The 16,428-nt window shown below is 61.1% G+C and carries 10 protein-coding genes; 6 read left to right on the top strand and 4 right to left on the bottom strand.

The annotated features are described in order from the left end of the window. Positions 1-1,374 precede the first annotated feature (1,374 nt). From lpxB to MPN23_RS08255, 3 genes are read left to right on the top strand one after another with little or no spacing between them, the layout of a single operon-like run. The gene (lpxB, locus tag MPN23_RS08245) at positions 1,375-2,505 is read left to right on the top strand and encodes a lipid-A-disaccharide synthase (RefSeq protein ID WP_243547218.1); all 1,131 of its coding nucleotides are present in this window, start codon (positions 1,375-1,377) and stop codon (positions 2,503-2,505) included. A 22-nt stretch (positions 2,506-2,527) separates the two neighbouring features. Beyond that, entirely contained in the window at positions 2,528-4,243 is a 1,716-nt protein-coding gene (locus MPN23_RS08250) for a glycosyltransferase (protein WP_243547219.1), read from the top strand. 49 nt (positions 4,244-4,292) lie between these two features. Further along, positions 4,293-4,616, top strand: coding sequence for a hypothetical protein (locus MPN23_RS08255; RefSeq protein WP_243547220.1), 324 nt, complete (start codon positions 4,293-4,295; stop codon positions 4,614-4,616). Positions 4,617-4,724: 108 nt separating this feature from the next. Here MPN23_RS08255 and MPN23_RS08260 read toward each other — a convergent pair whose 3' ends face one another. The 3 genes from MPN23_RS08260 to MPN23_RS08270 form a co-directional block, all read right to left on the bottom strand. Beyond that, positions 4,725-4,955 (bottom strand): cold-shock protein, encoded by a 231-nt coding sequence (locus MPN23_RS08260; protein ID WP_243547221.1) that lies wholly within the window; start codon positions 4,953-4,955, stop codon positions 4,725-4,727. A gap of 48 nt (positions 4,956-5,003) precedes the next feature. Then, positions 5,004-5,222, bottom strand: a complete 219-nt coding sequence (infA, locus tag MPN23_RS08265) for a translation initiation factor IF-1 (RefSeq protein WP_243547222.1) — start codon at positions 5,220-5,222, stop codon at positions 5,004-5,006. A 126-nt stretch (positions 5,223-5,348) separates the two neighbouring features. Next, complete coding sequence (locus tag MPN23_RS08270; RefSeq protein ID WP_243547223.1) at positions 5,349-6,833, bottom strand: ABC transporter ATP-binding protein; 1,485 nt, start codon at positions 6,831-6,833, stop codon at positions 5,349-5,351. Between the two features lie 84 nt (positions 6,834-6,917). On the opposite strand from MPN23_RS08270, the gene MPN23_RS08275 reads away from it, so the two are divergent. Then, positions 6,918-7,841 (top strand): DUF362 domain-containing protein, encoded by a 924-nt coding sequence (locus MPN23_RS08275; protein WP_243547224.1) that lies wholly within the window; start codon positions 6,918-6,920, stop codon positions 7,839-7,841. A 43-nt stretch (positions 7,842-7,884) separates the two neighbouring features. Next, positions 7,885-10,209, top strand: coding sequence for a carbamoyltransferase HypF (gene hypF, locus MPN23_RS08280; protein WP_243547225.1), 2,325 nt, complete (start codon positions 7,885-7,887; stop codon positions 10,207-10,209). 1,229 nt (positions 10,210-11,438) lie between these two features. Here hypF and MPN23_RS08285 read toward each other — a convergent pair. Further along, positions 11,439-12,578, bottom strand: coding sequence for a pyridoxal-phosphate-dependent aminotransferase family protein (locus MPN23_RS08285; RefSeq protein ID WP_243547226.1), 1,140 nt, complete (start codon positions 12,576-12,578; stop codon positions 11,439-11,441). A gap of 291 nt (positions 12,579-12,869) precedes the next feature. Between MPN23_RS08285 and MPN23_RS08290 the strand changes: the two genes are divergently transcribed. Next, positions 12,870-16,397: an FAD-binding and (Fe-S)-binding domain-containing protein gene (locus MPN23_RS08290; RefSeq protein WP_243547227.1), complete on the top strand. Its 3,528-nt coding sequence runs from the start codon at positions 12,870-12,872 to the stop codon at positions 16,395-16,397. Positions 16,398-16,428: the final 31 nt, after the last annotated feature.

A 16,428-nucleotide genomic window follows, 5' to 3' on the forward strand; every position in this document is an offset into this window, starting at 1 on the left:
AGTAGGAAACGCGCACGGCCGGGGCGGCCCCAAAAGGCGGCTTTTGATTACTTTTATCCGCCTTGGAATAAAAGTAATTCGCCCGAGAAGGGCGAAATCTTCCCTTATCAAGTTGGTGCGCAGTATACGGCGAATTGCTTCGCCCGGCCCGGCCCGTCAAGTTGGTACAGCCCCACCTCTTCAAGGCGCGTAGCCGCGCCGTATTCGCCGTGCGATCCTGCAAGGTGAGGATTTCGCCCTTTCCGGGCGAGTTCATTTTTTTGTTGGGGCAAAAAAATAAACGAAAAAAAAGCCCCTTTACACTGTGCTCCCGACTCCCTCGGGCAGGAACCAGTAGCGCCCTCCCGCCGGACGATTGCGACGTTTCCTGCGGAAACCGCATCGCCCCGGCTTCGGTCGCTTCAACTGGTTCCAAGCCCTCGCGAGCCGAAATCCGGTCTGAGTAAGGGGACAGTGTGCTGGGCGTGACGAGCTCCCTCGGCCCAACCAACTCCCCACCGTTTCCCTTTGATCAAGGCATCCGTCCCTGTGGCGGACGCACGGCAAAACAGCCTTGATCAAGTAGGAAACGCGCACGGCTGTGGCGGTCGATAAAAGGCGCTTTTTTGCCTACTTTTGTTCGCCTTGAAACAAAAGTAGGTCGCCGGGGGAGGCGAAACATCCCCTTAAAAGCTCGTAAGGCGTTTACGGCGAATTGCTTCGCCCGGCACGGGTAACCAAGCTGGTGCAACTCCCCCTCTTCAAGGCGCGTAGCCGCGCCGTCTTCGCCGTGCCATCCTGCAAGGTGAGGATTTCGCCCTTCCCGGGCGAGTTCATTTTTTTGTTGGGGCAAAAAAATAAACGAAAAAAAAGCCCCTTTGCACTGTGCTCTCGACTCCCTCGGGCAGGAACCAGTAGCGCCCTCCCGCCGGGCGATTGCGACGTTTCCTGCGGAAACCGCATCGCCCCGGCTTCGGTTGCCTCGACTGGTTCCAAGCCCTCGCGAGCCGAAATTCGGTCTGAGTAAGGGGACAGTGTGCTGGGCGTGACGAGCTCCCTCGGCCTAGCCAACCTTCCACCGTTTCCCTTTGATCAAGGCATCCTTTCCTGTGGCGGACGCACGGCAGAACAGCCTTGATCAAGTAGGAAACGCGCACGGCCGGGGCGGCCCCAAAAGGCGGCTTTTAGTTCCTTTTATCCGCCTTGATATAAAAGGAACTCGCCCGGAAAGGGCGAAATCTTCACTGAACAAGCTGGCGCGCAGTCTACGGCGAATTGCTTCGCCCGGCACGGCTGGCAGTGCTGGTGCAACTCCCCCTCTTCAGGGCGCGTAGCCGCGCCCCCGCCTCCGCATCCCCATTGCGCCTCTTCGGCAATCAGGCTACATGCTTGGGCATGCATTATTCCAATCCTGACGGTCCGATCTGGATCGGGGCGGGCGAGGCGTCCGGCGACATGTACGGCGCTTTGCTGGCCCGCGAGTTGCGCAACCTGAATCCCGGCCTGAAGATCATGGGCATGGGCGGTCCGGCCATGGAGGCGCAGTCCGTGGACGTGCGCCATTCCATGAAGCTCATCTCGCTGGTGGGCGGTACCGAGATTCTCGCGGGGTTGCCGCGCATCATTCGGCTGCTCGGCGAAATCAAGCGATCGCTCATGCAGGAACGGCCCCGGGCCATCATCCTGCTGGACTGCCCGGACTTCCATTTCCGGGTAGTGAAGATTGCGCGCAAGCTCGGCATACCGGTCTATTACTACATCAGTCCCCAGCTCTGGGCATGGCGTTCGGGCCGGGCCAGATTTCTGCGCGACAACGTGCGCAAGCTCATCTGCATCCTGCCGTTCGAAAAGGCGTTCTACCGCAAATACGACATGGACGTGGAGTACGCCGGACATCCGCTCATGGACCAGATTCCGCTGGACGAACTGGACACGATTTCCCGCGAGGCGGACCGCATCGCCATCCTGCCGGGCAGTCGCAACAGGGAAGTCTCAAGCCTGCTGCCCGAGTTCGCGGCCACGGCCCGCAACCTGCTCCGGAACAATCCGAATCTGCGCTTCAGTCTGGTGCGTGCTCCGGGCATGGAGCCGGAACGGCTGGCCGAATTCTGGCCGGACGACATTCCCGTGGACCTTGTGGAGCCGGACGATCGCTACCATGCCATTCGTCAGGCCCGATTCGTGCTGGCCGCGTCCGGAACCGTGTCGCTGGAATGCGCGCTCATCGGCACCCCGGCCATCATTGCGTATCAGCTTTCCAAACTCAGCGTGTTCATTGGCAGAATGATCATCAACGTGCCGTTCATCTCCCTGCCCAACCTGATCATGAACCGGGAAATCTTTCCGGAAAACATTCAGGAGGACGCGCGCGCGGAGAATCTGACCCGGCTGGCCGAAAGCTGGCTCGACGACACGGAATATTCCCGAGTGCGAAGCGAACTGGCCGCCCTGCGCAAGGAAGTGGGCGAACCCGGAGCCGTGGCAAGGGCTGCGGAAATCATTTTCAACGACATTCCCCGGGCCTGATTCGTCCCGGACAGGAGCCGCCATGCCGTATTCCGATCTTTTTCGAACGCTCCCCCGGGTACCGAATTTCCGGCCTTCGGACATGGAGGCCCGCGTACCGGGCTGGTGTCTCGGGTTGGAACAGCCGGACAGACAGAAAGGGTTGCTCCACGCCTTTTCCAATGCTGCGGCAAGCGAACCGTTGTTCGCATCGCTGGGACAGGCGCTGGCTCTTTGGGCATGGACGAGCCATCCGCTGGAAAGGGACATGTGCGTGCTACTGGCCCACTATCATCAGCAATTTCCGTTTCTGTCCCGGGAGTCCGAACGCATTGTCGTGGAATCGTTCGCCCGCCTGAACAGCCTGACCGTACCCGAGGAAACCGCTGCGGCATGGCAGGAACTCGCGGCCGAGGGCGATCGTTCCCTGATCCTGCGTTTTCTGGCCGCCAAGCTGGCCAATTCGGATACCGGGATGCCGTGGCTGGCTCTGGTCTGGCGCGATCTGCTGCTTACCGGAAAGCCGGAATTGGGCCGGGTTGCCCTGGATACGTTTTCATGGCCTGAATCCCTGCTTCCGCTCAAGATTCGGTTGGAAGCGGAATGGGCATTTCACTACCTGCCGCCGGAAGAAGCCATCGATTTCGTCAGAAAGATTGACCCTGCGATCTGGAACGGCTGGCGTGCGTATCTGGAAGCCGAACTTCTGCTCCGGGCCGGGGAACGCGAACAGGGCGCTTCCCTGCTGGTCGCGCTTTGGCAATGCATGCACTGGCACCCGAACCTGACCCTGAAACTGGCGGAACTGGCCGAGCCCGCGCCCGTTGCCGGACCCATCCGGCGGGAACAGGCTGCGATTCTGGTCTATTCGTGGAACAAGGCCGACCTGCTGGCCGATACGCTGGAAAGCCTTGCGCAAGGCGACTTGGGCGAGGCCCGGATTTTCGCGTTGGACAACGGGTCCGACGACCATACCCCGACCGTGCTGGCAACGGCCCGGGACCGTTTCGGCGCGGACCGTTTTCATGTGGAAACCCTGCCCATCAACGTGGGCGCACCTGCCGCGCGCAACTGGCTGCTTTCCCTGCCGCAGGTTCGGGAATGCCAATGGGCCGCTTTTCTGGACGATGACGTGGTGTTGCCCGAGGATTGGCTGCGTCGGCTGCTTGGGGCCGCGTCCCTGCACGCCTCGGCCGGGGCCGTGGGATGCCGCATCACTTCGGCCCGCACGCCCTACGGCTTGCAGTCCGGGGACTACAACCTGTTCCCCACGCCGCCGCAGGAGCCCGCGCCCGGGGAACTGCCCAATCGGGTGCAGGTGCATGACAATTGCGCGGGCGGTCTGGACAACGGACTGTTCACCTATGCGCGCCCCTGTCTTTCCGTGAGCGGCTGCTGCCATCTGGTGAACATGGAGGCCGTGCGCCGCGCCGGGGCGTTCGATCTGCGCTATACCCCGTCCCAGTTCGACGATCTGGACCGCGACATCCGCTCGAATCTCGCGTCCATGCCCAGCGTGTACGCGGGCGGACTGGCCGTGCGCCACGTGCAGCATTCCAGTCTGGCCAAGGCCAGAACCGTGAAGCAGATCGGCCACGTCATGGGCAACAAGTTCAAACTGGACACCAGGTATTCGGACGAGGAACTTGTTCGGCTGGCCCGGGAGAATTCGTCGATGCTCGCCGCACATCTGGACCGCAGTCACGGTCTGGCGCAGGAATTCGCCAGATCGCTGGACAACGCGGACATCCGGTCTTAAATCATGCTTCCGCACGCTGCGTAACAGGACAAGCGGAGGAAACGACAACATGGAAGACGTTCGCGTATACGGAGATTTTCATCGGCTCGCGCCCGAGGCCTACGAGCAAGTCAAGGGCATGATCCCCTTTGATCAGGTCAAGTACGACGGCGACGTGCTGCGCGTGGACCACGAAGGCGTGTATCTGGACATCGACGATTTCATGGAAGCCATTGCCGGACTGCTGGGCAACGGAGGCTACGGCAACATCGAATACATCGACAACGTGGAATGGACCGTGACGCGCTATGTCATTCGCGACGGGAAAATCGAATTCAAGACCATTCCCATCGACAATGTTCTGGATGCGCACCAGAAGGAGAATGGCCTGTAGCCGATTTCCCGGAGTCTGAAGCCAACTGATTTTCACAATGAAAAAGGTCCCTTGCGCGGAGAACCGTGCAAGGGACCTTTTTCGTGAAAATTGGCATCGGACCGACGGCTATGGCAGTGGGGAACTCGACTCGGACGACTGGAGGCGGACATCCACGGCCTTGGGACCGATTTCCTCGTCCACCAATTCGAAAGTGACCCTTTCCCCAGGATCAAGAGTCTGGAAGCCGTCGCGCACGATTTCCGTGTAGTGCACGAACACGTCCCCGCCCTGATCGTCGGAGATGAAACCGAACCCTTTCTGTTCGTTGAACCAGCTGACAATGCCTGTATGCCGCATATGCCGACTCTACGCATGTCCCCGGACCGATGCAACCGGGGATGCTGTTTACCGCAGCCGAAAAGTGATCCGGCCACGGGTCAGGTCATAGGGAGACAGTTCCACCTTGACGCGGTCTCCCGGCAGGATGCGGATGTAATGCTTGCGCATCTTGCCGGAAATGTGTCCGAGAATGGTGTGGCCGTTCTCCAGCTCCACCCGAAACATGGCGTTGGGCAGGGATTCCTGGATCACGCCTTCGACTTCTATGGCTTCTTCTTTTGCCATGACCAATGATTCCTCCTCTAAAAATCCCTCCCTCAGCAGGGATTCCCCAGCATGAGGGAAGCACTGTACCACTATACTGTAGAGGGGAAATAGGCAACCCTGCACAACATGTCCAATACTGTTTTTTTACGCTGCGTGTTCTGCGGAACGAATTCCGCAACGGACGATTTTTCCGTGACGTAGCTCCAGTACATGAGAAATGGCAGGCACAATGTCTCCGGCGTGATGCGTCACCAGCACGACGGGCGTGCCGGAACAGGCAATGCGCTGAATCATGTCCCGCATGGCTCTGCGGGAGCGCGTATCCAACCCGGCAAACGGTTCGTCCAGCAAAAGCAGATGCGGCCCGGGCGCAAGAGCTCGGGCCAGAAACACCCGCCGCTGCTGGCCATAGGACAGTCGCCTGAGCGGCGTCTGCGCGAGTCCTTCCAGCCCGAACGCGTGCAGCCATTCCCGGGCGGAAAGCAGTTCGCCGGAAACGGGTTCGTCCAGCATGCCCACACTGCCCCGGAATCCGGACAGTACGGTCTCCAGCGTCGTGACCTCCCAGCCCAGCTTCCGGGCATACTGGGTCTGCAAGTCCGGGGACACTACGCCGATGAGCTGCCGAGCCTGGTCCATGGGCATTGCGCCGAGCCGTTCCACCGTGCCCGAGCTTTCGCCGTCCGCATAGGGCGCGTGTTCCGAAAGCAGCAGCTTGAGCAGGGTGGATTTTCCGGCCCCGTTTGCCCCGAGCACGGCCCAGTGTTCACCCGGCTTCATTTCCCAATTCACCGCATCCAGAATGCGCTTGCCGTTCACCACCACGGACGCGTTGTTCACCCGAACAAGAAAGGGATATGCGGACAGGTCCGGGGCGGACGGCATCAGGGATTCCGGCCATTCGGCGGGCGTGTCCGGGCCGAGAGCGTCCAGCGCTTCGACACCGCCGCGCGCCAGAATGCGTCCCTTTTCCATGACCAGCACTCGGGATACGCAGGAAGGCACGTCCGAGGCCCGATGCGCGGCACAGATCAATGCGGCGCGTTCCCCGATCCGTTCCAGCAGGGGCAGCATGTCTGCTCGGGATTGCCGATCCAGCCCATCCAGTGCCTCGTCCAGCAGGATCACGTCCGGCCCGATGCTCACGGCCCGGGCCAGCAGTACCTTGCGCGCCTGCCCGGTGGACAGGGTGCCCATTTCCCGGTCGGCCAATTCACGGATGCCAAGCAGGGCAAAGGCATTGGCCACGGCCTGTTCCTGTTCCGCAGTCGGAGACTCGTAGAGCAGGGGCGTGTCGAAAAATCCGGCCAGCGCCACGTCCCGGGCAACCGCCCGAGGTGCGTGCAGCCTGTAGAAATCCTGCATGTCCGCCGACACCAGCGCAATGCGCTGCCGCACGCCAAGGGGCGTGGACTGCGGGCCGTCGCCGAAATCGTAGCGTCGAATGCCCCCGGGATCGGGATGCAGCTCTCCGCGCATCAGACGAAGCAGCGTGGTCTTCCCCGAGCCGTTGGCACCGGCCACGGCCCAATGCTCGCCGGGCTTGAGCTGCCATGAAATGTCGCGCACCAGAGCATGGCCACCACGGGTTACGGAGACGTTTTCCAGCGAAATCAGATGATCGGGCATGACGCATTGTTGCCCGCACCTTGGTGCAATGGCAAGCGAAACAGGGGCTTGCCAGGGAATCGACTTCCGCAGTATGCTCCTGCCATGTCCGAAACCATAGCCATCGCACGCATTCTGGAATACGAATCCACCCTGCTCGACTCGGCCGTGGGCCTTGTGCTCAAGGAGGCGGGAATCAAGCCCGATCCCCGGTCGCGGGTGCTGGTCAAACCCAACCTGATCTCTTCGACCAACGCGGAACACAGTTGCACCAATGCCCGGATCACGGCCGCAGCCTGCCGCTATCTTCTGGACTGCGGCGCCTATGTCACGGTGGCGGATTCCCCGGCCTTCGGCACGGTCAACAGCGTGGCCAGGGCTTCCTGTCTGGACTACGAACTGTCGCGCATCGCCATGAACGTCAGCCCCATGCGCAGGCCGCGCTCCGTGCGCTTGAGAAGCGGAAGGAAAATTGCGGTTTCCCGGGATGCACTCGAAGCGGACCTGATCGTGAGCATTCCCCGGCTCAAGGTGCACGGCCAGATGCGCGTCACTGGCGCGGTCAAGAACCTGTTCGGCTGCGTGGTGGGATTCCGCAAGGCATTTGCACACCGGCGGTTTCCGGACATGGAGCAGTTCCGGTCCATGATCATGGACCTGTACGAGATTCTTCCGCCCAAGGCCGCGCTCATGGATGCGGTGCGGCCCATGCACAGGGACGGTCCGACCAAGGGCGAACCGTTCGATCTGGGCCTGATTGCGGCCTCGCACGATCCCGTTGCTCTGGACACGGCCATGTACGACCTGCTGGATCTGACTCCCGAAGCCGTGCCCCTGTGGGCCGAGGCCGTGAAACGCGACCTGCCCGGGGCGCGCCCCGATTCGCTTGTCTATCCGCTGGAAAAGCCGGACTCCTTTGACGCAACCGGATTCGTGATTCCGGAAGTTCTGGACCCGATCCGATTTCAGCCCATGCGGCTGGCCAAGGGACGGCTGCGCAGCCTGTTGAAACGGTTCACAAAAGACTAAATCCAGCTTGCGAATCCCGGCTTCCGAGGCTATGACGGATTCCATGTCATTGCTTCGCCGCCGCTTCACCATTACCGGTCAGGTTCAGGGCGTGGGATTTCGTCCCTTCGTCTATCGCACGGCCTTGGACAACGGGGTTTGCGGCTGTGTCCGCAACTCGTCCGAGGGCGTGATCATCGAAACACAGGGCACGTCGATTCAGGTGACGGGATTCGCTTCGGACCTCGAAGCCAAGCTGCCGCCTCTGGCGCGCATCGTGACCCTTGAAGCCGAGGACATTTCCGTGGTGGACGGCGAGGAAGCCTTTGCCATCCTGAAATCCACGGGCGGAAAAGGGCATTCCGTGCTCATCAGCCCGGACGTGGCCACCTGCCCGGATTGTCTGGCGGACATGAGCGACCCGACCAACCGCCGCTATCGCTACCCCTTCACCAACTGCACCAACTGCGGGCCGCGCTACACCATTACCCGATCCATTCCCTATGATCGGCCCAAGACCTCCATGGCCTGCTTTCCCCTGTGCCCGGATTGCGAGCATGAATACAACGATCCGCTCGACCGGCGATTCCATGCCCAGCCCAATGCCTGTCCGGTGTGCGGTCCCAAAACATGGCTCACGACGCCGGACGGCCGTACTCTGGCGCAGGGCGACGAATCCATTCGGCGGCTGGCCCATGAACTGGCGGATGGCAAGGTTGCGGCCATCAAGGGCCTCGGCGGATTCCATCTGGCGTGCGACGCGGCCAACGAGCAGGCCGTGGCCGAACTGCGGCTTCGCAAGCACAGGCCGGACAAGCCGCTGGCCGTAATGGTGCCGAACATGGACGCGGCTCGGCAGCTTGCGGACATCCAGCCTGCGGAAGAGGAATGGCTGACCGGAATCCAGCGGCCCATCGTGCTGGCCGCACGCCGTACCGACGCGCCCATTGCCGCGTCCATTGCGCCGGACACGAATTTTCTGGGCATCATGCTGCCCTACACTCCGCTGCACCACATCCTGCTGCACGATTTTGCCGAAGCCTCCGGCCATGCGGCTCCGGCTCTGGTCATGACTTCGGGCAACATGAGTTCCGAGCCCATCAGTCTGGGCAATCGGGAAGCGGCATCCCGACTCAAGGATATCGCGGACGTGTTTCTGTTCCACAATCGGGACATCCTGATCCGCACGGATGACTCGGTGCTGCGCGTGAATCCCTTTTCCGGCCAGCCCATGCACATGCGCCGGGCGCGCGGGTTCATTCCCGGTCCGGTATTTCTGGCCGAATCCGGCCCCACGGTTCTGGGAACCGGCCCGGAACTCAAGTGCACCCTGACTCTGACCAAGGGAAATCAGGCCTTTTCCAGCCAGCACATCGGCAACCTGACCAATCTGGAGAACCTTGGCTTCTACAAGGAAATTCTTGCGCATCTTCAGGACATCCTTCAGGTGCGCCCCGAGCTCATCGTGCACGACCTGCACCCGGACTACATGACATCCTCGCTGGCCGAGAAATTGTCCGGAGAGACCGGAATTCCGCTGGCCGTGCTGCAGCACCACTATGCGCACATTCATGCGGTGCTGGCCGAGAACAGGCATCGGACTCCGGCCATCGGGCTTGCCTTGGACGGCACCGGACTGGGCCAGGATCACACCATCTGGGGCGGGGAATGCCTGTTCGTCGACCCGGAGAGTCTGGAGCATCAGCGACTGGCGCATTTCACGCACATCAACCTGCCCGGGGGCGAGGCTGCGGTGCGCGAACCATGGCGCATTGCGCAGGCCGCGCTCTGGAAGCTGGGCATCACCGAACCCGGCAGGTACCGCTGGTCGTGGCTCGACGAATTCGGCCCGGTCAGCCGCATGCTGCCCCAGCTTCTGGAAAAGGGCGTGAACTGTCCGGCCACGAGCAGCTGCGGCAGACTGTTCGACGCGGTCGCGGCTCTGTGCGGACTGTGCAACAGGATCACCTATGAAGGGCAGGCCGCGATCCAGCTGGAAAAGGTGCAGGACATGAGCGAGACCTCGGCCTATCCCTGCCCCATGATTTCCGAAGACCCGGCGCAGCTGGACACCCTGTCCCTGTTTCGCGCGGCGTTCGAAGATCTTGAGCACGGTACCCCGGTCCCCAAGGTATCCCGCCGCTTCCATCTTGGCCTGATTCGCGGCCTGACCGACATGGCCACAGCCTTTTCCTCCCTGCTGGGCATCCCCCACATCGCGCTCTCCGGCGGTGTGATGCAGAATCTGACCCTTGCCACGGAGCTCCCCATGGCTCTGGAAGCTGAAGGGCTTGTCCCCTTGGTGCATACGCAGGTGCCGCCCAATGATGCCTGCATTTCCCTCGGACAGGCGGCCTGGGGGCAGAGAAAGTTGCTTCTGGAGGAGTAGAGCGGGCGGCGCGTTTCGCGCCTTGAAGAGGTGGAGTTGCACCAGCACTGCCAGCCGTGCCGGGCGAAGCAATTCGCCGTCGACTGCGCGCCAGCTTGTTTAGTGAAGATTTCGCCCTTCTCGGGCGAATTACTTTTATTCCAAGGCGGATAAAAGTAATCAAAAGCCGCCTTTTGGGACCGCCACAGCCGTGCGCGTTTCCTACTTGATCAAGGCTGTTCTGCCGTGCGTCCGCCACTGGGACGGATGCCTTGATCAAAGGGAAACGATGGGAGGTTGGTTGGGCCGGGGGAGCTTGGTTGGGACGAGGCGACTTCTCACGCCCAGCACACTGTCCCCTTACTCAGACCGAATTTCGGCTCGCGAGGGCTTGGAACCAGTTGAAGCGACCGAAGCCGGGGCGAAGCGGTTTCCGCAGGAAACGTCGCAATCGCCCGGCGGGAGGGCGCTACTGGTTCCTGCCCGAGGGAGTCAAGAGCACAGTGCAAAGGGGCTTTTTTTTCGTTTATTTTTTTGCCCCAACAAAAAAATGAACTCGCCCGGGAAGGGCGAAATCCTTACCTTGCAGGATGGTACGGCGAATACGGCGCGGCTACGCGCCTTGAAGAGGTGGGGCTGTACCAACTTGACGGGCCGGGCCGGGCGAAGCAATTCGCCGTAGACTGCGCGTCAGCTTGTTTAGTGAAGATTTCGCCCTTCCCGGGCGAATTACTTTTATTCCAAGGCGGATAAAAGTAATCAAAAGCCGCCTTTTGGGACCGCCCCGGCCGTGCGCGTTTCCTACTTGATCAAGGCTGTTCTGCCGTGCGTCCGCCACAGGAAAGGATGCCTTGATCAAAGGGAAACGGTGGGAGGTTGGCTAGGCCGGGGGAGCTTGTCACGCCTTGCGCGATGTCCCTTACCGTGACCGAATTTCGGCTCGCGAGGGCTTGGAACCAGTCGAAGCGACCGAAGCCGGGGCGATGCGGTTTCCGCAGGAAACGTCGCAATCGCCCGGCGAAAGGTCGCTACTGGTTCCTGCCCGAGAGAGTCGGGAGCACAGTGCAAAGGGGCTTTTTTTTCGTTTATTTTTTTGCCTCAACAAAAAAATGAACTCGCCCGGGAAGGGCGAAATTCTCACCTTGCAGGATGGTACGGCGAAGGTGGCGCGGCTACGCGCCCTGAAAAACCATGAAAAAGCCCGCCACGGATAACCATGGCGGGCCTTCAATTCCAAAAAGATAACAAGACTACAGCGCCTTCAGCACCTCTCCGAGTTCCTCAAGGTATTCGGCGAGCATGGCCGGGGTGATGTCGCCCATGTGGCCGATGCGAAAAATCACGCGTTTGCCAGCCTTTTCCATTTCCGCGTTGACCTTGCCGTAGCCGGGATCGAACAGATAGCCCTTGGCGCGCATGGATTCCTTGACGCCCTTCTTGAGCTGTTCCACGGTCAGCCCCTGCGGGCACTGCACCGTGGTCAGGGTTGGAGAACGATGGCCATCCTGCGCAAACAGGTCGAATCCGTCCATGGAGGACACCCATTCCGCGGTCTGTGCGCGCATGGCCGCATGCCGGGCGAACCGGTTCTCCACGCCTTCCTCGTTCACGATGTAGTCGAGCTGCGCCCAAAGCTGGTTCACAAGCTGGGTGTTGGGCGTGGTCAGGGTCTGGTTGATCCGCGCCTTGGCGAGCTGGTTGAGGATGCAGGACGAATACCCGCGATTCGCAACCCGGGCCGCCTTTTCCTCGGCCTCGCGCCCCACAAGGGCGATGCCGAACCCCGCAGGCAGAGCCAGACTCTTCTGCGTGGCGGTCACGTACATGGCGGGCTGTGCCTCCATGATCTTCAGGTCCGTGCCGCCGAAGATGGACACTCCGTCCACCACAGGCATGGCCCCGAACTCGCGAATCAGGGAACACACGGCGACGATGTCGTTGGTCACGCCCGTGCTGGTCTCGTTGTGCGTGAACGTGACCACGGCGGGCCGCACGCGCTCAAGCGTTTTCCGCAGCACATCGGGATCAATGGCCCGGCCATAGTCGAACCGCAACTGCTCGCACTGCTTGCCGTTGGCCGACGCAATCCTGCCGAACAGATCGCCGAACGCGCCCACAGTGACGTTGAGCATGGTCTCACCGTCCGCCACGAGAGAGCGGACTGCGGCTTCCATGGCCGTGGACCCGGACCCGTTGATGAGCATGGGCTGGTACGAATCATCCACCAGAGCCACGCGACGCAGGTTCTCCATGATCGGAGCCATGCGCTTCACGTTCTCGGAATCGCGATGCCCGAACTCGGGCAGTTCCCCGGCGGCCTTGGCCTCGTCGCGGATATAGGTGGGACCGGTTATGAACAACTTGAGCGGCGTGAAATCAGGCTTGGTCATGCTCCATCCTTTGAATGATTTTGCGAAAATTGGCAAAATGCGAAACACGGGCAGTTCGGAAAACCGGAATTTATCCCTTGTCTTGTCACATGTCCAGACATGCCCTTCGACCCATTCTCCTCCCCCGGTAGAATGCAACCGACGAAAACAACCGTATCGCAATGCTTTTGTTACAATTCAGGAGGAAGACCGCCTTGGGGGTTGCCAGAAGCGCTCAAGATTCTTAACTTGCCATTTCCGTCGTAACACCGTAACCACCAGCCTTCACCCTTATTCCCGGAGGCATATCACATGGCTCAACTCGGACCACATATTTCCATATCAGATGAACAGCTCATCACGCGCGTGCTCGGCGTGGTGGACATGGACCAGTACCACGACTGGCCGGAGGACGTGCAACGGCTCGCCTCCACACTGGCCGCGGAACTGTTCATGGTGCGCTACAACCCCTTTATCGACCCGGAACTGGTCCGCACGGCAGTGGACCGCCGGTTGAACATGGCCAAACCGCTGCTGTCCGGCGAATTTCCCAAGATTCTCACCGCAGGCATCAATGAATTCTGGGCTGCTTACGATGCGGAACAGGCATTCCTCAAGAAACTCACGTCCCGACTCAGAAAATTTCTGCCCGAACGCGCCATTGGCAACGAGCCGAACTGCCGCGTGGAATCCGCCACGGACGCGACCGACCTGCGCATGGAGCTCCCCCTGCTCGTGCTCTTTCCCGAGACCGAACCCCAGATTCAGCAGATCGTGCGTCTGGCCAACGAACTCGAATTCGGCATCATCCCGCGCGGCGGCGGCACGGGCCTGACCGGCGGCGCCATCCCGGTCTTGGGCCGCACCGTGATCCTGTCCCTGTCCCGTTTCAAACGGATTCTGGAAGTGAATCCCGAAACCATGACCATCAAGGCCCAGTCCGGCGTGATCACGCTGGATGCCATCAACGCGGCCGCGAAAAAGGACATGCTCTTCACCGTGGACCCGGCTTCCAAGGCGGGCTCCAGCCTCGGCGGCAACATTTCCGAGAACTCGGGCGGCCCATTCTGTTTCGAGTACGGCACCACCATCGACAACATCCTGAGCTACCGCATCGTTTCCCCCGAGGGCGATATTCAGGAAGTCCGGCGCAGGGAACATCCGCGCCACAAGATTTTCCCGGACGAAACCGCCGTATTCGACATCCACGACGCGAACGGCAAGCTCGTGGACACCGTGTCCCTGCCCGGCGACCAGATTCGCGGGGAAGGTCTGGGCAAGGACGTGTCCAACAAGTACCTCGGCGGTCTGCCCGGCGTGCAGAAGGAAGGCGTGGACGGCGTGATCACGGTCTGCGAATTCACCTGCTACCCCACGCTTGCCCACTCCCGCACCCTGTGCCTGGAATTCTACGGCAAGAGCATGCGCAACGCCATGCTGGTCATCAAGGACGTGGTTGCGCTGCGTGACCGGATTCGCGAGGAAGGCGATCTGGTCAAGATTTCCGCACTTGAGGAATTCGGTCCCAAGTACGTGCAGGCCATCGATTATCAGGCCAAGTCCATGCAATACGAAGGCGACCCGATTTCCGTGCTTCTGCTCCAGCTCGACTCGGACCACGAGGACGCGCTGAACGAGGCTGCGGCCACCATTGTTTCCATTGCCCAGCCCTATGAGGGCGTGGACATCTTCTCGGCCCGCGACGACAAGGAAGCCGAATTCTTCTGGGAGGACCGCCACAAGCTGTCCGCCATCGCCAAGCGCACCTCGGGCTTCAAGATCAACGAGGACGTGGTCATCCCCATGGAGGTGATCCCGGACTTCTCCGATTTTCTGGAAGATCTGAACCTCATCTATCTGGCCAAGATCTACGCCAAGACCCTGAAACGGGTCCGGGACATGGAACTGGTCAATGACGAGGATGAAGACATCCGGGAAGGCCTGTCCCGAGCCCGGGACATCATGGACGGCAAGATCACGTCCAGAGACCTTTCCGATCAGGAACAGGAGGCCCAATGCAGGTTTCTGTTCGTCAAGCTGCGGGACAAGTATCCCAAGCTGGACCGCGAGATAAAGGCCATGTGGGAGGAGATGCAGGCCAAGCGCATAGTCATTGCCAACCACATGCACGCGGGCGACGGCAACTGTCACGTCAACCTGCCGGTCAATTCCAACGACCCGGAAATGCTGGCCTCGGCACATGAGGCCGCCGGAATCGTCATGTCCCGCGTTCTGGAGTTCAAGGGCGAGGTCTCGGGCGAACACGGCATCGGCATCACCAAGATCGCATTCCTGAGCGATGAAAAGATCAGGGCGCTCGCCGAATACAAGAAGAAGGTGGACCCGCGCGACGTGCTCAACCCGGGCAAGCTGACCCGCCGCAATCTCCCGGGTGAGCCCTTCACCTTCTCGTTCAACCGGCTGATCAATGATCTGGACAAGACGGCTCTCCGCGACAAGGAAGAGCTGATGCACCTGCTCAGGAACATCCAGACCTGCACCCGCTGCGGCAAGTGCAAGCAGGTCTGCCCCATGTACCATCCCATGCAGGGCATGATGTTCCACCCGCGCAACAAGAACATCAGTCTGGGCGCGCTCATCGAGGCCATCTACTATTCGCAGATCCAGGCCGGAGAACCCGCGCCCGATCTCATGGATCGCCTGCGCAACCTCATGGAACACTGCACGGCCTGCGGCAAGTGCACGCAGGTCTGCCCGGTGAAGATCGATTCGGCCGGGGCGGCTCTGGCCATGCGCGCATTTCTCGAATACCGGGGCAAATCCGGGCATCAGGTCAAGCATCTCGTGCTCCGCAATCTGGCCAAGTCCCCGGCCACTCGCGTTCCCAAGGTCGCCAAAGTTCTGGCTCTGGGGCAAACTCTCCAGAACAAGGCCCTCGGCGTGATCCCGGGCAAATGGCTGTCCCGCATCTCCAGCCCGATCTTCCGCAGCACAGGCCCGGAAATGAGCACCCAGCAGCTTCAGGACCTGCTCGTTCTGGAAAAGGGATCGGTCTTCCGCAACAACGGCGCCAGACGCGAGGACACGGTTCTCTACTTTCCGGGCTGCGGCGCGTCGCTCTTTTCCAGCGACATAGGCCTGGCCACCTTCTATCTGCTGCTCAAGACCGGGACCAACGTGGTCATGCCGGACCAGCACATGTGCTGCGGCTATCCCCTGCTGGCCAGCGGCTGCGAAGAGGCCTACAAGACCAACCGCCACCGCAACGTGCAGGCCATGCTCGACCTGCTCGTGAAGACCGGCAAGGCGGGCCTCAAGGCCACCACGCTGGTCACGGCCTGCGGCACCTGCCGCGAGTCGCTCCAGTCCTACGATTTCTCGCAGGAACTGGTCGATCCCCTGCGCCACGTGGACATCATGCAGTTCGTCATGGAACGGCTGCCGAAAATCGAAGGCTGTTCCGAAGACGTGCTCTACCATGCCGCCTGCCACGCGGAATGGGTGGATGCGCCCAAGAAGAAGGCCGCCGAGAGCTACCGCTCCGCACTGGCGGACATGACCGGACGCGACGTGGAGCTCTCCCCGGGCTGCTGCGGCGAATCCGGCCTTGGCGCACTGACCAGCCCGGCCATCTACAACCGCATCCGCGAGCGCAAGAAGGAACGGCTCGAGGAAGGCTTTGCCGCCAACGCCGCACGGCCCGTAGTGGTCGGCTGCCCGTCCTGCAAGGTCGGCATCAAGCGGTCCCTGATCCAGCTCAAGCGCAGGAACGAGGTCATGCATACCTCGGAATACCTCGCCCGCTGCCTCGGTGGCACGGACTGGAAGACCGAATGCTTCCAGCTCCTCAATCAGCTCGACCGCAAGGGCGCCAACTAGACAGCCCCCGAATGCAACAATGAAAAAGGCC

It is taken from the genome of Pseudodesulfovibrio tunisiensis, assembly GCF_022809775.1.
Lineage (GTDB): Bacteria > Desulfobacterota > Desulfovibrionia > Desulfovibrionales > Desulfovibrionaceae > Pseudodesulfovibrio > Pseudodesulfovibrio tunisiensis.

What these genes read in the sequence shown, in the direction of transcription:
- lpxB (WP_243547218.1), top strand. Translation starts at nt 1,375, where the DNA reads ATGCATTATTCCAATCCTGACGGTCCGATCTGGATCGGGGCGGGCGAG.
- MPN23_RS08250 (WP_243547219.1), top strand. Translation starts at nt 2,528, where the DNA reads ATGCCGTATTCCGATCTTTTTCGAACGCTCCCCCGGGTACCGAATTTC.
- MPN23_RS08255 (WP_243547220.1), top strand. Translation starts at nt 4,293, where the DNA reads ATGGAAGACGTTCGCGTATACGGAGATTTTCATCGGCTCGCGCCCGAG.
- MPN23_RS08260 (WP_243547221.1), bottom strand. Translation starts at nt 4,955, where the DNA reads ATGCGGCATACAGGCATTGTCAGCTGGTTCAACGAACAGAAAGGGTTC.
- infA (WP_243547222.1), bottom strand. Translation starts at nt 5,222, where the DNA reads ATGGCAAAAGAAGAAGCCATAGAAGTCGAAGGCGTGATCCAGGAATCC.
- MPN23_RS08270 (WP_243547223.1), bottom strand. Translation starts at nt 6,833, where the DNA reads ATGCCCGATCATCTGATTTCGCTGGAAAACGTCTCCGTAACCCGTGGT.
- MPN23_RS08275 (WP_243547224.1), top strand. Translation starts at nt 6,918, where the DNA reads ATGTCCGAAACCATAGCCATCGCACGCATTCTGGAATACGAATCCACC.
- hypF (WP_243547225.1), top strand. Translation starts at nt 7,885, where the DNA reads ATGTCATTGCTTCGCCGCCGCTTCACCATTACCGGTCAGGTTCAGGGC.
- MPN23_RS08285 (WP_243547226.1), bottom strand. Translation starts at nt 12,578, where the DNA reads ATGACCAAGCCTGATTTCACGCCGCTCAAGTTGTTCATAACCGGTCCC.
- MPN23_RS08290 (WP_243547227.1), top strand. Translation starts at nt 12,870, where the DNA reads ATGGCTCAACTCGGACCACATATTTCCATATCAGATGAACAGCTCATC.